This is a genomic window from Brachyspira pilosicoli (assembly GCF_036997485.1).
In the GTDB taxonomy this organism is placed as follows: Bacteria; Spirochaetota; Brachyspiria; order Brachyspirales; family Brachyspiraceae; genus Brachyspira; species Brachyspira pilosicoli_C.
On sequence record NZ_JAWLPU010000001.1, the window covers coordinates 191,956 to 207,847 of the forward strand.

Genomic DNA, 15,892 nt, shown 5'->3' on the forward strand with positions numbered 1-15,892 from the left:
ATATAATTAATTATTAAATAAGAAAGGACTTATTATTAATATGCTTGCAGATTATCATGTACATACAGAGTTTAGTGATGATTCTAACTATCCATTAGAAGATGTTATAAAAGATGCTATCAAACTAAACATAAATGATATTTGCATCACAGACCATGTAGACTATGGCATAAAAAAAGATTGGGATGAAATAGAAATAAAAGATAAAGATACAATTACAAATGTTAATTATCCAAAATATATAGAAGATATTAACAAAATGAAAGAAAAATATTCAAAACAAATTGATATAAAAACAGGGCTTGAATGCGGAATACAAACCTCTACTATTCAAAAATACGAAGAACTATTAAAAAAATATTATTTTGATTTTATTATATTTTCTGTTCATCAGGTAGACAATAAAGAATTTTGGACACAGGACTTTCAAAAAAATAAAACACAAAAAGAATATAATGAAGCATATTATAAAGAAATACTTGAAGTTGTAAAAAAATTTAAAAACTATTCTGTATTAGGACATTTAGATTTAATTATTCGCTATGACAAAAAAGGAATATATCCATTTGAAAAAGTAAAACCCATCGTAGAAGAAATACTAAAAATAGTGATAGAAGACGGCAAAGGAATAGAATTAAATACCTCTTATACAAGATATGGATTAAAAGACACAACCCCTTCTCTTGATATATTAAAACTCTATCATAAATTAGGTGGAAATATTATAACTATAGGAAGCGACAGCCATCAGCCTTCTCATTTAGGTTTTAATATTAATGAGGCAAAAGATATATTAAAAAATATAGGATTTAAACAATTTTGCACTTACAGTAAAATGATACCTGCCTTTCATGATTTATAAAAAACTATACGTTTTAATTTACAGCTTTCAATAAAATTGACAAAGCGTATAATACTGTTATAATTATAAAAATAATGCCAACCTAGCTCAGTTGGTAGAGCAACGCATTCGTAATGCGTGGGTCGTGGGTTCGATCCCCATGGTTGGCTTTTTTAATATTTGTAAATTAGTAAAATATTTTTTGAAATAATAATTAATTAATTTGTTTATCATAAAATGAAAGAATTTGAACTTATAGAAAAAATAAAACAATTATCAGACAATTTCAATAAAACATCAAACATTAATATTGGCGATGACTGCGCTGTATTAAAAAATATTAGTGATAAAAAAGATATTCTTGTAACAACAGATATATTAGTCGAAAATATACATTTTAGTCTTAAATATTATTCTTTTTATGATGTTGGATGCAAATCTGCACAGGTTAATATTAGTGATATTATATGTAAAGGTGCTTTTCCTAAGAGTGCGTTTGTATCATTATCTATACCCAAAAATATTACAGAAGAAAATATTTTACAATGGTATAAAGGTTTTTTGGAAGCATGCAAACCATATAACATAGAGATTTCAGGAGGAGATACAACTAGTTCAAATAATGATTTTTTTATATCTATAACATTAATCGGTGAAATAGAAAAAAACAAAGCAATACTTAGAAGCACAGCAAAAGAGAATGACAATATTTATGTTTTAGGAATTGTTGGAGAAAGCGACTTAGGATTAAAAAAATTATTATCTGGAAAATACAGCTATGATGATGAAAGTGTAAAAACTCATTTAAGACCAAAACTTTTTTTTAATGAGTGGCAAGATATAATAAAAAAATACAAAATAAACTCTTCTATAGATATTAGTGATGGACTCTTACAAGACTTATCTCATATAGCAGAGAAGTCTAATTTGTATGCTAAGGTATTTGAAGATTCTAATTGGCAAAAGGTTAATAGATTTTTTAATGATAATAACAAAGAAGTATTAAACTCAATACTCACAGGCGGTGAAGATTATGCTGTATTATTTACAACTCAGGAAAATATAGAAGAAAAAGATAATCTTATAAAAATAGGAAAAATGACATCATTAAATCAAGAAAATAGAGTTTTGTTTATAGATAAAAATAATAAAGCAATAAATTTTAAATATAAAGGATACAATCATATTTAAAACTTACTATCAGCAATTTTATCTAAAGCATATTTTTTATATTTTTCTCTAAGTGTAATAGAAGGTATCCACCAAGCAATAGAAAACACTTTTTTCTTTATAGATTCTATTTTTTCTTTGTAAATATTATAATCATCATAAGTTTTCATTACATAAACATTATACGAATAAAAAGCATGTTTTTTTCTGTCTATTTCAACATCAAGTCTTTTCATTAGATTATGACAAAGTTTATAGAACTCATCTTTATTATCTGCTTTATAATTATTAAAAGTGTGAAGCAAAGAAAAGAAATTATGATAATTACAATCTATTAAAAGTTCTTTTTTATTTTCTTTATAGTAATTAAAAATATTTTCAAATACTTCCAATATTGCTAAAGGCATATTTTTTGTATGTGCAATATTTCCTATCAAAGAAGTGCTTCTTTGTAAATAATAATATTTGGAATTGTTATTGTAACACATTTTTGGATTATAAACTAAAAATCTATAAAACATATCTACATCTTCAGCAAGTCTATATTTAGAATATAGTAATTTATATTTAGTTAAAAAAGATTTATTATACAATTTATTCCAAGCAACAACCAAAGGATATTCCGGTGTATTTTCTTTTTCTGGAGTATTAACATTAAAATTACTAATGCCTTCAATATAAGAGTTTTTAAATTGCTTCTTCCAAATATTTAATCTATTGTGATAATAAGGCTTTATATTATTAGCAGTTTCATTAACAGTATATATATTATTTGTAAAAACTATGTCAGCATCATTCTGTAAAGCAGTATTATATAACTCTTCAATAAAGTTCTCAGATACAAAATCATCAGAATCTATAAATGAAACATAATCAGCTCTGCTTTCTAATAAACCGCTATTTCTTGCAAAACCTAAACCTTGATTTTCTTTGTGATTAATAAGTTTTATTCTGCTATCTTTATTTATATATTCTCTAATAATGCTTTCACAGCTATCTGTAGAGCAATCATTTACACAAATTATTTCTATATCTTTTAATGTTTGATTAATAACACTATCCAAACATTTTTTTAAATATTTTTCAACATTATAAATTGGTAAAACCACAGAAACTTTAGGCATTATAAATATCTCCTATTCTTTCATATTATAATTGGAATATATATCTACTATTTTTAGTAAAACCTCGGTCATCTTCTCTAAAGATTGAATAGGAATATATTCAAATCTGCTATGGAAATTCTCTCCACCCGCAGATAAATTAGGACATGGCAAATTCTTAAATGACAATCTAGCTCCATCAGTGCCTCCCCTAATAGGAACTATTCTTTCTTTTACACCGCATTCATTAAAAGCCTTTTTAGCATTCTCTATTAAATGCATATGAGGAAGTATTTTTTCTTTCATGTTATAATAGCTATCTTTAAGATTAACTACAAATGTATTTTCACCATATTTTTTATTTAGAAATTTAGAAATATTTTTTATAAACTCTTTTTTATTCTCAAACTTTTCTTTATCATGGTCTCTTATTATATATTCAAGTTTAACATTTTCTTCATTTCCTTCCATAGATGATAAATGATAAAACCCTTCATAATTTTCTGTATACTCAGGTTTTTCATTTTGAGGAAGCATATTGTTAAACTCAATAGCAAGAAGCAAAGCATTTTTCATTTTGTTTTTAGCATAACCAGGGTGAACATTAACCCCATTAACAACCACATTACAAGAAGCGGCATTAAAGTTTTCGTATTCTATCTCTCCCAATTCTCCTCCGTCTATAGTGTATGCAAAATCAGCTCCAAAGCCTTCAACATCAAAATGCTCTATGCCAGAACCTATCTCTTCATCTGGAGTAAATGCTATTTTTATTTCACCATGTTCTATACTTTTATCATTCATTATAGTTTCAACCATAGTCATAATCTCAGCAATACCAGCCTTATCATCGGCGCCCAAAAGCGTTGTACCGTCTGTTACTATTAAATCAGAACCTATATATTTATTTAAATTGTTAAAATCTTTAGCACTAAATATTATATTTTTTTCTTTATTTAGAAGTATATCCTTTCCATCATAATTTTTTATTATATTAGCTTTTATATCTTTTCCGCTAACATCTTCAACAGTATCTAAATGTGCAATAAATCCTATTTTTGGCTTGTCTTCTTTTTCTTTAGTTGCAGGAATAGAAGCATATACAAAAGATTTATCATTAATATAACAATCATTAACTCCTAAATCCTTTAACTCTTTTAATAAATACTCAGCAAATATTCTCTGCTCCTTAGAACTCGGAGTTTCACTATTATTATCAGATGATGATGAAGTATCAAAAGCAGTATATTTTATAAATCTTTCATAAGCTTTCATAATATTATCCTAAAAATTAATGTATATATATTATCAAAAATTGTTAAATATTCAATATATTATTTAATTGATATTTTAATTTGTTTATGTTATATTAGCTAAATTAATAAGTAATGGGTAATATTATGAAAAAATATTTAATAATTGTTATTCTTTTTTTTAACACATTATATAGTCAAACAACAAATACAAACTCTGGTAAATACGGAGTTTTAAGTGCATCATTAGAATTAACAGCATACGGCAGAATGAGCGACTTAATAGAACAAACAGGAAATGAAGATACATTAGGAGTTCTTCTTTATGGCGATTTACATTATATAAAAGAATATAAATATGCATCTATTGAAGCAAATATTAATGCAAGATTTTATGAGCCATTATCGCATAAAGCAAGATTTTATAAGGATATGTCTCCTCCTCTTTTTGATTTTTCTAAGATGAATCTATTTGTAAATTTTAAATACATAGGCATAAGAGCTGGAGTGTTAGAGCCATACACAAAAAATATACCTATGACATCATATTTCCCTACCCTATTTTATTTTCATACAGTAAGCAGCAATAAAGCAACAGTATTGTCAGGACCAAGAGATATGCCTATAGGTTATGAAACACAGCTTATACCAAGATATGATACAGGCATTATGTTAGAGTCATCTTTTTATGGTGTATTTATTGGAATTGGTATGGTTAATGGGGATATGGGACTTGATGCTAACTCTTCTAAAGGCTTAATGGCTAAAATATCTTACAGTAATGATTATATAAATACAGGTGTAGCTGGAATAGTTACAGAGTTAGGCTCTATACCTATAAAAGAATGGGGAGACAGTGTTAATGCTTTTTTCTATTTTAAAAATGGAAGAGACGGAAGATTTACAGTTGGAGTAGAAGGCTTTTGGTTTAGGCATGGCATAAGAAGATATAATGAATATTTTCCGGGAGAAAGTAATACAAATAAACATCACTATAACGAGGGATATTATACAGACTTTTCTGTGCAGACATTTAATGGGAATGAGCCTTATTATGCTATGAGCGGTTTTCTTTTTTTTGAAGCGAGAAGATTATGGATTATAGATATTACAGCACATGTTGGAGTGCATGATAATAATATTTATTCAAACAGCGAAGATATTTTTCAGCCTAAATATAGAGCATTTTTAAGACTCACTTTTAATGTTACAGAAGATTTTAAAATTATGATTTCAGATACATTCACTTATGACCCTGTTTATAAAAACAATTATCAATACTATGAACTTGAAAATAGGCAGCAAGTTGGTGTAATTTCATACAATGAAAAAGATGGTCATTATACTGTAGACAATGATTTTTATATAGGTTTGAGTTTCAAATTCGGAGGAGTTTGGGGCAAATAATTAAGAAACAAAATTATCAATTTCTTTTAAAATATTTTCTCTTAAGATGTTTCTTTTTATTTTTATTTCTTTTAGAATATTTAATGCAAGAGAGGCATCTTTAAGAGATTTTCTTATCTGCCAAAAACCACTGTCCCAAAGAGATATTTTAAATTTATCAGTATTAATTTTTTCTACATTACTATAAAAATACTTATAAAGCTCTTTTGAAATATAAATTAAATCTTTAGCTTCTTTTGTAAAAGTAATATTTTTTAAATAATTATATACAAATCTGCTTTCACCATCATAATTAAAAAAACTATTATTACAAAAAACTTCTTTATAGTCAAATGGATAAAAATGATTAATTATTTTGTAATATTTATTATTATAATAAACATTATCCATAGCAGAAGTTTGATTTGAAGTAGAAAATAAACTCCACACTACACAGTCATTTTTAAAATCATTAGAAAAACTTTTTTTTGGAATAATAAACTGATCGCTTCCATTAAGCCAATTAACTTTCACACTCCTTCTAACAGCATGTATAATCATAGCTTTTTCAAAGTTTTCTTTTGTGATTGAAAGAGAACCAGCCGAAGCCTGAGGGGCAGAAAATATTGCTGTGAGATTTTGTTTTTGTAAATCACTTCCGCAGCTCATAAGTGAACCTATAAAACCGTCGCATATTTTATTTCTTATGTCTTTTCCTTTTTCTTTTACAACTATAGCAGATGATAAAGGCACAAATGACGATGTTGTTCTTATTCTTTTTATCCATTTATTTAATAACTCTTCTCTTGAAACTACACTATAATTTTTTTTAGTTTTTAATTCTCCATTATCATCAAGTATATCTAATATTATATTTTCTTTTTTTATATTAAACAATTTTGAAACTTTCCATATTATAAAACTCACAGGAAAAGGAGTTGTTTTTGAAGTGTTGTCAAAATTAGAAGAAGAAAATATAAAACCATTCATAAATTTATAATTACAAACATTGTTTCTAAACTTTTCATTGTTATTTGATTTTATATAATTTGTTTTAGAAAATATTGCTAAATAAACTTCTCTATCTAAAAATTCTCTGTATATTCTAAACATAAACTGTGCATAAAGCTCTCTTGAAGATTCCCCTAATTTTTCAGAGTGCATAATATCTCTTATTTTGCTAATGCTTACATTTTTTTTGCTTTTTGAATTTGTACCTGCAACTTGACTTGTAGCATACGGCGGGTTTATAAATATTAACCATTTTAAGTTTTTATTATTTAAGTCTTTTATTAATTTTTTTGGAAGCTTTTGATAGTTAAAAATATTTTCTGAAATAACTATATCATCATTCAAATAATCATATTGAAACAGACAAGCTTCTCTAAACTTTTCTTTGCAATAATCAATATCATTTTCATCTATTGTAGACATATACAAATATTTATATAGCTCTTTATCTAAATAATATTCTAAATTACCAGTTCCGCATGCCATATCCCATATTCTGTAATTGCCGCTTTTTAATTCATCTATAGAAATAATGTCATTAATATACTCTAAAGACTTTTTGGCAAATATCAAAGGCGTATAAAACTCACCTAAATATCTTTTTTTGGAATTATATTCACTCATATTATAATATCTGTGTAAATTGCGTCTCTTTAGATTTTTTATTATTTATCTCAATTATCTCTTTTTCATCATTAACATAAGAAACTGTTATAGATAAAGTTTCACTATCTTCTTTAGAGAAATAACCCATTATGTTTGCAGATTTTAATACTGCTTCTTTTATATTCTCAACTTCACCATAAAGCTCTAAATAACCAAAAGGTCCTTTATTATAATTTGGTCTAAATGTAATGGCGTTTTTTCTCTCTCTTTTTTCTAATGCATCATTTTCATTTTCATTTCTTCCGAGTATGAGTTTTGCATTATTATTAATTCTTATATGTCTTCCTATAGCTAAATACTGCATAAGCTCCATATTAATAATATCTCTTCCATTATGAGAAACTAACTCCTCATACCTTCTTCCATAACTTTTATCAACTATAGAACAGCACCCGCCAGAAGGAATAGGATAATCATCTATACCAAACTCTTTAGCAAGCTCCATCTGTACCTGCCTGCTTCGTCCGTATATATCATAAAGATTTTCTCTGTTTATAAGCCCCTCACTTTCTGCTATTGTAATGGGAAGGAGCTTTGCAGATAATGGTCTTAAAAGTTTTCCCTCAAGTCCGCTTTCTCTTATGGAATTAATTAAGTCTTGAGATTTTTGACTCATAGGTCTTTGCCCTTTAACCTCTCCGGTAGCAATAAAATCAAAACCCTCTTCTTCCATTATCTTTTTTGCAGTTTTAAGCATAAGTATATGGCAGTCCAAACAAGGGTTAATAGAACTTCCATAACCATATTTTGGATTTAAAAACATATCAATATATTTATCTTTCAAAGAAACAAATCTTATTGGAATATTAAGAAAATCAGCAGCCTTTTTAGCAGGGTCATCATAATGTATATTCATAAGCTCATTTTTAATTACAGGATATTCAAGCCCAGTAACAAATCTTATAGCAAGAACATCAATATTTTCTCTTTTTAATATAGCCCCCACAAGCATACTGTCAAGCCCACCTGAAAGAAGCAAAATAGCCTTAGCTTTTTTCATTTATATTTTACCTTTATTTTAATAATTTTTTTGAGTATATATTTATTTTCTAATTTATTCAATAATAATAATTTGTTGAAAATATTTAGTAGCAATATATATTCTTTTCATTAAAAAAATACCTATTCTTATAATTGAATTAATATATCTCTAAACAAATATATTTGATTATATAAATTTTTATTTATTCAACTTTTTCCCGCCGCAAAAAGTTGCAAAAAATGCAAATGTTTTAGCTTTATATGTAAGCAATATGTAATCTAAAATAATATCTATATCTTTGAATAAAAATGCAGTTCTTTTGCTTCTTTTATACCAATAAAAGAAGTGGGGGCGTGGGGGCTAGTCCCCACAAATAAAAAATTAAAAAATATTTCTGACAAAATTTATTTATTTTAGTATATATTCATTTTATAATTTACTCAATAATAATAATTTGTTGAAAATAAGAAGGCTAATCATAAAAATGATTAACCTTATTTAATAAATCTCTTATTTATAATTTTTAATCTCTTCTTCTGTTAGCAAGCATCAAAAGTCTTAGTAAACTGAGTATAGCAGTAACAGCAGCAGCAACATAAGTTAAAGCAGCAGCATTAAGAACTTTTTTTGCTCCATAAAGTTCTTCAGAATCTAAAAATCCGCCCTTATCCAAAATCTTTATAGCCCTATTAGAAGCATCAAACTCTACAGGCAATGTTATTAAAGAAAAGAATACAGCAAAAGCAAATAATATAATTCCTCCCATCATAAGATATTGAGAAATGCTTCCAGCCCCTCCAATAACAATACCAATAAGTACAAGCATAGGTCCAAATTGATTGCCAATAGCACATAATGGATAAAAACTATTTCTTAAAGTTAAAGGTGCATAGCTTCTATCATGTTGTATAGCATGACCTACTTCATGAGCAGCAATACCTAAAGCAGCAACATCTGTGCCATTATAAACATTATTAGAAAGTCTTAAAACTTTAGCACTTGGGTCATAATGGTCTGTTAAATGCCCGTTTATTCTCTCTATAGGAATATTTAAACCATAAGCATCTAATATATATTTTGCTGTTTGTGCTCCTGTTATTCCTCTTTTGTTTTCTACCCTGCTATACTTTGAATAAGCACCATTTACTTTCATCTGTGCCCATAAACCTAATAATATACCAGGTATTAATATCCATATATATCCAAAATAATATTCAAAATATCCGCCAAACATTATTTATCCTCCTAAAATTACTCTAAAATTATAGCATTAAAATATAACAACCTCAATACCAATAAAGTAAAATATTTTTACTTCTTTGTAAGAGTTAATATTAAAACTTGAACAACAGACATATCAATTTCAGGAACTCTCAAAGCCTGAGCAATATTATACGGCTTATATTGTTTAAGTTTATTAATAGCATCAATCTTCACGCTTTTTAAAGTAGAATAATCAAAATCTTCAGGTATACGCATTTTCTCGTATTTTTCTATATCTCTTATTTCGTTTAAATACCTTGCAATATAACCTTCATATTTTATAGCAATCTCGGCATTCTCCAAAACATTTTTATTGTAATCACCGTCTATTAAATGTGTAATTTTATCTATACTCCATTCAGGACGTTTTATTATAGAAGATAAACTCATTGTGCGATATTCTTTAGCCTCTTTTGTAAAACCTAACTCTTCGGTTTCTTTTTGAGTGAGTGTTCGTTTATTTAAGTATTCCACAAGTATTTGAGTTTTTTGTTTTTTATCTCTCACTTTCTCTAGTCTCTCTTTACTTGCAAGACCTATATTATAAGAAAGCTCGGTTAACCTTTCATCAGCATTGTCCTGTCTTAAAAGCATTCTATGTTCTGCTTGAGAAGTAAACATTCTATGAGGCTCTTTAGTGCCTTTTGTAGTTAAATCATCAATTAAAACACCTATATACCCATCGCTTCTTTTTAATATAAATGGTTCTTCTTTTTTTATTTTCAAACTTGCATTTATTCCAGCCATAATACCCTGACAAGCTGCCTCTTCATATCCGCTTGTACCGTTAATTTGTCCTGCCAAAAATAAGCCTTCTATTTTTTTAGTTTCCAAAGTTGGCTTTAATTCTATAGGGTTCACATAATCATATTCTACCGCATATGCTGGTTTTAATATCTTTACTTCTTCTAAACCTTTTAATGACCTTATCATCTTTATTTGAACATCTTCCGGCAAGCTTGAAGAAAATCCATTAATATAAACTTCATTTGTTCTGTAGCTTTCTCTCTCTAAGTGAAGCTGATGACGAGGCTTATCTGCAAACCTTACAACTTTATCTTCTATGCTTGGGCAGTATCTTGGCCCTATACCTGTTATCACTCCGCTATACATTGGAGATAAATGAATATTGTCTTGAATTATTTTATGTATATTTTCATCTGTGTAAGTGATATAGCAAGGCTCTTGAACTATATCAATTTTATCGTCCAAAAAAGAAAATGGAGTTATTTCATCATCACCTTTTTGCATTTCTAATATATCAAAGTCAATAGAATAATAATCCACTCTCGCAGGTGTTCCTGTTTTTAATCTTCCTACTTCAAGCCCTAATTTTCTTAAATTATCAGAAAGCCCTATTGCTGGAAGCTCACCAATTCTTCCTGCCTGTTTTTGATATTTACCAATATGAATAAGCCCATTTAAAAATGTTCCTGTTGTTAATATAACTGCTTGGCATTCATACTCTATGCCTCTTTCTGTTTTAAGTCCTTTAACTACATTATTTTCAACAACTACTTCTGTTACTATATCCTGATGAAGTGTGAGATTATCCTCGGCGTATAATGTTTTAGTAGCTTCTTCTTTATATGCATATTTATCTGCCTGTGCACGCGGAGCCCATACTGCTTTTCCTTTGCTTCTGTTGAGCATTCTAAATTGCATCATAGTTTTATCTATTAATATGCCCATCTCACCGCCGAGTGCATCAATCTCTTTAACAATAGTACCCTTAGCAACTCCTCCTATTGAAGGGTTACAAGACATTTGACCTATGGTATCCAAATTAATAGATATAATCAAAGTTTTCATTCCAAGTCTTGCAGAAGAAAGTGCCGCCTCTATACCAGCATGCCCAGCACCAACTACTATAACATCATATTTATTATTCATAATTAAGACTTCTCTCTATATTTTTTATTTAATTATTAAAAATGATATATTAAAAATACTATATTGTAAAGCTGCATTTTTATAAGTTAATTTTTATATTATATTGACTTCATAGTAATTTTATATTATTATAATTTCATAATTATTTATGAATATACTAAAATTAAAAAACTTTTTTCAATATATATAATAATTACTATTTTGTATATATTATTACTTAAGTATAAGAATTTAGAAAACTCATAACAAATATAATTATTGATTTATTATAAATAATTATAATAAAAATATATATCTTAGGTTTTTTATGATTAAAAATATATTATTAATAGCTTTTTTTATGCTCTCTATGATTTCTTGCAGTAATGTAAAAATATTAGACCCTAATGAAAGAGATGTTGAAGTTCAGTATATAGCAATCGTAAAAAATGGTTCAGAAATTTACAGGTATGTCTCTAAAAATGTAACTAGTTCTATGAAGTTTAAATTAAAGGATTTCGCTGATGATTTTACAAATATATGGTGTTTAGAATTGTATGATGGTAAGACATATTTTACATCATCTGATTTATATATAAATAAATATAGATTTGGTATACTTTTTGATAGATATGACTATAAAAAGATAAAAAATATTTCTTATTTGTTTTCTAATACAATGCTTGAAGTTGTTTTTAGTGTTACTAATGTAAGTGTAAACGGCAGTCAATTAACATTAACTTTTGACAAACAAATTAATGGTAGCAATACTGCAATAATAGATTTGGGGGCAGATTTAGATACAATTATGAACGGTATCAAAACTTACAGCTATTTATCAGATAAAGAAAATTATAATTATAAAATAGTTATACTTACAATACTTATATATGCATCACTTCAAGCAAACGGTATAATACCTGTTTCTTGAATTTGATATTATCAACAAAGGAGAAAATTAAAATTACAAGCCTATAACAAATTAGATTTTAAGCTTACAATTTTTATTAATAATAATTATGAAAGCAGTTATTCTTTTTTTTATTATAAATATAACTTTATTTGCTCAATTTGAAATAAATGCATTTATACCTTTTGGTATTAATGGAAGCTTACCTTTTATAACATTAAGCAACCCTAATCATACATATCAAAGCATAAAGGGAGATATAGGCGGAGAATTAGGAGTTATTGCTCAGCTTGGATATAATATAAAATTAAATAAAGATATTCTTATAAAAAGTATAAGTTTTCTTTTTGAAGCAGGATATTATTTTAATGCTAATAGTATAACTTATGATTATCCGTATGCTTATTCATATAATTATTTTGAAATTTTTGAAACTTTAGGTATGCATAATATTATTATAGGATTAAACCCTAAAATAAATTTCAATAATTTTTCATTAGGGTTAGGTGTAGGAATGAAAATACCATTATCTGCTGATGTATTAGAAAAAAGCGATTATAGAGGCGAAATAATAAAAGAATATACTATTTTTGAAGGTTCTTTAATGTATCAGGATAAAAAGCATTGGAATTTTGATGATATAAAAAAAATATATAAAGTTCCAGTGTCTCCTTATATAAAAATAAACTTTGACGGATTTTACTATTTTACTGAAAAATTGGCTTTCTTATATGGTGTTTATATAGCTTATGATTTTTCAATGCCTTATAATACAGATTATATACAAATAACAGATAAAACTTTAATAAAAAGTTATAGATTATCTTACTTATCATTTGTATTTTATATTGGCATTTCATTTGGAAGAAATAATAGTTGATTTTTCAAATTTACTGTTTACTTACCGCACGCAGAATTAAGCTAAAAAAGATAGAGTTATTTGTAATTAAAATTTTATTATATTATAAATTCTGTTAACCGTGCGTTGAAGAAATTTTTAATCTAATCAACACTTGGGCGGGCGTTAACAACTCTAATTAAATTAATAAAGAAATTAGAAATACAAATTTATAAATAGATTAATAAAGAATAAAGGGCGGGGTATGTAAATAAATTTTAAAAAATTATCATTCGTTTTTGCTTATAGCGTATATATTAAAATATCTCAAAATCAAATTTTCTATAGTGTTATTACTATTCAAACTAAATCTAATATTAAAACCAATAAAATATTTGTTATTAATTAAAACTTTTCTCTCTTTTTTATAATCATCATGAGAAATATAATCATAAATAACCATATCAACTTCTATATGAATATCAGATAAAATATAACTATCTTCAAATATCTCAGCAGTAACAACTTCAAAATTATTATTATAACTATACTCACTAACACAAAAAGGAGGATATAATTTTAAAACACTATTATCTAAATAATTTTCAACTTCCTCTTTTATTTTTTTCTCTAAATTTTTATCGCTGTAAATCTTTTCTCTAATATAATATTTATCCATTTTATTATTTCTCATAATATATTTACTTCAAACATTATATACTATATAATACGAAAATCAAAAAACTATAAGGCAAGAATTACCTTTATGAATGAAAGCTTAGAAACTAAAATTAATAACACAATAGAACAATATAAAACCATTTGCAAATTAGAGCCTAATAACCATAAAGTGAGAGTAGACTTTGCAATATTCTACACACAATTACAAAAATATAATGAAGCTATAGAAGTATTAAAAACAGCACTTAATATAAATGATAAAGATTATACAATATGGCGTTTGATTGGCATATCATATACAAAAATAGAAAATTTCAAAGAAGCAATTTTTTATTTAACAAAAGCATACGAATTAGAAAATAATGATTATATAAGTCTAAATTATCTTGGAAACTGTTATATAGAATTAAAAATGTTTAATGAAGCTATAGAGGTATTAAACAAATCTTTTATGATAGCGCCAAAAGAATATATTAATTGGCGTTATTTAGGCATTGCTTTACTTAATACAAATAGAATTGATGAAGCAATAGATTCCTTTAATAGAGCATTAGAGCTTAATAAATATGATGAAGAGAGTTTGTATTATCTTGGACTATGCTATAAAGAAATAAATGATGATAACAAAGCTATAGAAATATTTGAGAAATGCTTGGAATATAGCGATAACAATAAAAAAATATATGCTCTTTTATATGAATTATATAAAAATACAGGCAATGATAAATCAAAAAATATGCTTGAAAAAATAAATAAACTTTAAAGCACTTACTTAGGATTAATTATTAAATGACCAAATAAACCTACCATAAATATTATTCCTATGATAATAACAACATACTTTATTATTTTAATAGCCCTCCTAATTTTAGGGTAAAAATAAAAAACTCCATTTTGAATACCATGCAGTATAGTTGCTGTTAATAAAAAACCTTCATCTATTCTTCCAGATAAAGGAAGTATATCAGATACTACATCTAATGGAGATGTACAATAAAATACACTAGCCACAAATGGTATCCAAGATATAATATGATGATATTTATCAAATATAGTATCTTTTGTTTTTATAGCTTCCTCATCTTTATTAAACCAATTTAACATATTACCCCTATAACGTACATAAAAATATTATTATCCATAGTCTAACATAATAATAAAAATTTTTAAACAAAAAAATGATAGTTAATATAGTATTATTAACTATCATTATGCTATAAAAGTTAAAATATAATAATTTATTTAATATAATTGTTTTTATAGTTTTTAATTCATTTTCAGATAATAGAGATATAGCTCATAAAATTAATATATTTTTCCAAAATTATAGAACTTATATTATTCCAATATAAAAAAATACAAAAGCAAATTATAACTATAGCAAATAATTATAGTTTTCATAAATAAGAAATAAGAAAATCAATATCTTCTTTGTTTAGACAGTTTTTAGGTACTATTATAGCAGACATATCATCAGTATATATAAAAATACATAATTTACTCTGCTCTATTTTTTTAATATCAGATTTATTAAAGTTTTTTATTCCCTTAGTTTCATTAAAAACTATTTTTTCATCATAAACAGTAAGAATTTTCTCACCAAAAACATCATCAAGCTTTCCAGTTTTAATATAAGACAAAACTTTTTTTACAATATTTTTTTGAACTCTTTTTTTATAACTAATTATTTGTAAAATAGATACAAGCGTCATTAATACAGCAACTATAAAAAGCATGAATAAACTGCTTTTAAAATATATAAACATTCCAATAAGCACAATCACATATACGATAATAATCATAATAAGATTTTTCTTTAATGAACTTTGAAGCTCAGGATTAGTTTTCAAATAATGAAGCTGAAAATCAATAAAATCATTATGTTTTATATTGTATCTATACTCTCTTTTCATTTA

General features: G+C 26.0%; 15 protein-coding genes and 1 tRNA gene. 7 read left to right on the forward strand and 9 right to left on the reverse strand.

Annotated elements, in window-relative coordinates; translation table 11 throughout:
• Positions 1–40: 40 nt before the first annotated feature.
• The 3 genes from R4I97_RS00825 to thiL all read left to right on the forward strand — a co-directional run bounded on the left by R4I97_RS00825 (position 41) and on the right by thiL (position 2,032).
• Entirely contained in the window at positions 41–862 is an 822-nt protein-coding gene (locus R4I97_RS00825) for a histidinol-phosphatase HisJ family protein (RefSeq protein ID WP_335783264.1), read from the forward strand.
• A gap of 76 nt (positions 863–938) precedes the next feature.
• Positions 939–1,011, forward strand: a tRNA-Thr gene (locus R4I97_RS00830).
• Positions 1,012–1,078: 67 nt separating this feature from the next.
• Complete coding sequence (gene thiL / locus R4I97_RS00835; protein ID WP_335783265.1) at positions 1,079–2,032, forward strand: thiamine-phosphate kinase; 954 nt, start codon at positions 1,079–1,081, stop codon at positions 2,030–2,032.
• On the opposite strand, the gene R4I97_RS00840 is transcribed toward thiL, so the two are convergent.
• Both R4I97_RS00840 and pepT read right to left on the reverse strand, forming a co-directional pair.
• Entirely contained in the window at positions 2,029–3,135 is a 1,107-nt protein-coding gene (locus tag R4I97_RS00840; protein ID WP_335783266.1) for a glycosyltransferase family 2 protein, read from the reverse strand. The genes thiL and R4I97_RS00840 overlap by 4 nt on opposite strands.
• A gap of 12 nt (positions 3,136–3,147) precedes the next feature.
• Complete coding sequence (gene pepT, locus R4I97_RS00845) at positions 3,148–4,389, reverse strand: peptidase T (protein WP_335783267.1); 1,242 nt, start codon at positions 4,387–4,389, stop codon at positions 3,148–3,150.
• Between the two features lie 113 nt (positions 4,390–4,502).
• Between pepT and R4I97_RS00850 the strand changes: the two genes are divergently transcribed.
• On the forward strand, positions 4,503–5,774 hold the full coding sequence (locus R4I97_RS00850) for a hypothetical protein (protein WP_335783268.1): 1,272 nt from the start codon (positions 4,503–4,505) through the stop codon (positions 5,772–5,774).
• Here R4I97_RS00850 and R4I97_RS00855 read toward each other — a convergent pair whose 3' ends face one another.
• The 4 genes from R4I97_RS00855 to mnmG form a co-directional block, all read right to left on the reverse strand.
• A complete protein-coding gene (locus R4I97_RS00855) occupies positions 5,775–7,388 on the reverse strand; it encodes a hypothetical protein (RefSeq protein ID WP_335783269.1) in 1,614 nt (537 codons plus the stop codon).
• Position 7,389: 1 nt separating this feature from the next.
• A complete protein-coding gene (locus tag R4I97_RS00860) occupies positions 7,390–8,430 on the reverse strand; it encodes a thiamine biosynthesis protein (RefSeq protein ID WP_335783270.1) in 1,041 nt (346 codons plus the stop codon).
• Between the two features lie 505 nt (positions 8,431–8,935).
• Complete coding sequence (locus tag R4I97_RS00865; protein WP_013244693.1) at positions 8,936–9,646, reverse strand: zinc metallopeptidase; 711 nt, start codon at positions 9,644–9,646, stop codon at positions 8,936–8,938.
• A gap of 77 nt (positions 9,647–9,723) precedes the next feature.
• Entirely contained in the window at positions 9,724–11,568 is a 1,845-nt protein-coding gene (mnmG, locus tag R4I97_RS00870; protein WP_335783271.1) for a tRNA uridine-5-carboxymethylaminomethyl(34) synthesis enzyme MnmG, read from the reverse strand.
• Between the two features lie 307 nt (positions 11,569–11,875).
• On the opposite strand from mnmG, the gene R4I97_RS00875 reads away from it, so the two are divergent.
• Together R4I97_RS00875 and R4I97_RS00880 are read left to right on the forward strand one after the other, a co-directional pair.
• Complete coding sequence (locus R4I97_RS00875) at positions 11,876–12,478, forward strand: hypothetical protein (protein WP_335783272.1); 603 nt, start codon at positions 11,876–11,878, stop codon at positions 12,476–12,478.
• Positions 12,479–12,566: 88 nt separating this feature from the next.
• Entirely contained in the window at positions 12,567–13,337 is a 771-nt protein-coding gene (locus tag R4I97_RS00880; protein ID WP_335783273.1) for a hypothetical protein, read from the forward strand.
• A 247-nt stretch (positions 13,338–13,584) separates the two neighbouring features.
• On the opposite strand, the gene R4I97_RS00885 is transcribed toward R4I97_RS00880, so the two are convergent.
• On the reverse strand, positions 13,585–13,989 hold the full coding sequence (locus tag R4I97_RS00885; protein WP_335783274.1) for a hypothetical protein: 405 nt from the start codon (positions 13,987–13,989) through the stop codon (positions 13,585–13,587).
• Between the two features lie 72 nt (positions 13,990–14,061).
• Between R4I97_RS00885 and R4I97_RS00890 the strand changes: the two genes are divergently transcribed.
• Positions 14,062–14,739, forward strand: a complete 678-nt coding sequence (locus R4I97_RS00890) for a tetratricopeptide repeat protein (protein WP_335783275.1) — start codon at positions 14,062–14,064, stop codon at positions 14,737–14,739.
• 5 nt (positions 14,740–14,744) lie between these two features.
• On the opposite strand, the gene R4I97_RS00895 is transcribed toward R4I97_RS00890, so the two are convergent.
• Entirely contained in the window at positions 14,745–15,080 is a 336-nt protein-coding gene (locus tag R4I97_RS00895; protein ID WP_335783276.1) for a hypothetical protein, read from the reverse strand.
• Between the two features lie 293 nt (positions 15,081–15,373).
• Complete coding sequence (locus R4I97_RS00900) at positions 15,374–15,889, reverse strand: YcxB family protein (RefSeq protein WP_335783277.1); 516 nt, start codon at positions 15,887–15,889, stop codon at positions 15,374–15,376.
• Between the last annotated feature and the right edge of the window lie 3 nt (positions 15,890–15,892).

What these genes read in the sequence shown, in the direction of transcription:
- R4I97_RS00825 (WP_335783264.1), top strand. Translation starts at nt 41, where the DNA reads ATGCTTGCAGATTATCATGTACATACAGAGTTTAGTGATGATTCTAAC.
- thiL (WP_335783265.1), top strand. Translation starts at nt 1,079, where the DNA reads ATGAAAGAATTTGAACTTATAGAAAAAATAAAACAATTATCAGACAAT.
- R4I97_RS00840 (WP_335783266.1), bottom strand. Translation starts at nt 3,135, where the DNA reads ATGCCTAAAGTTTCTGTGGTTTTACCAATTTATAATGTTGAAAAATAT.
- pepT (WP_335783267.1), bottom strand. Translation starts at nt 4,389, where the DNA reads ATGAAAGCTTATGAAAGATTTATAAAATATACTGCTTTTGATACTTCA.
- R4I97_RS00850 (WP_335783268.1), top strand. Translation starts at nt 4,503, where the DNA reads ATGGGTAATATTATGAAAAAATATTTAATAATTGTTATTCTTTTTTTT.
- R4I97_RS00855 (WP_335783269.1), bottom strand. Translation starts at nt 7,388, where the DNA reads ATGAGTGAATATAATTCCAAAAAAAGATATTTAGGTGAGTTTTATACG.
- R4I97_RS00860 (WP_335783270.1), bottom strand. Translation starts at nt 8,430, where the DNA reads ATGAAAAAAGCTAAGGCTATTTTGCTTCTTTCAGGTGGGCTTGACAGT.
- R4I97_RS00865 (WP_013244693.1), bottom strand. Translation starts at nt 9,646, where the DNA reads ATGTTTGGCGGATATTTTGAATATTATTTTGGATATATATGGATATTA.
- mnmG (WP_335783271.1), bottom strand. Translation starts at nt 11,568, where the DNA reads ATGAATAATAAATATGATGTTATAGTAGTTGGTGCTGGGCATGCTGGT.
- R4I97_RS00875 (WP_335783272.1), top strand. Translation starts at nt 11,876, where the DNA reads ATGATTAAAAATATATTATTAATAGCTTTTTTTATGCTCTCTATGATT.
- R4I97_RS00880 (WP_335783273.1), top strand. Translation starts at nt 12,567, where the DNA reads ATGAAAGCAGTTATTCTTTTTTTTATTATAAATATAACTTTATTTGCT.
- R4I97_RS00885 (WP_335783274.1), bottom strand. Translation starts at nt 13,989, where the DNA reads ATGAGAAATAATAAAATGGATAAATATTATATTAGAGAAAAGATTTAC.
- R4I97_RS00890 (WP_335783275.1), top strand. Translation starts at nt 14,062, where the DNA reads ATGAATGAAAGCTTAGAAACTAAAATTAATAACACAATAGAACAATAT.
- R4I97_RS00895 (WP_335783276.1), bottom strand. Translation starts at nt 15,080, where the DNA reads ATGTTAAATTGGTTTAATAAAGATGAGGAAGCTATAAAAACAAAAGAT.
- R4I97_RS00900 (WP_335783277.1), bottom strand. Translation starts at nt 15,889, where the DNA reads ATGAAAAGAGAGTATAGATACAATATAAAACATAATGATTTTATTGAT.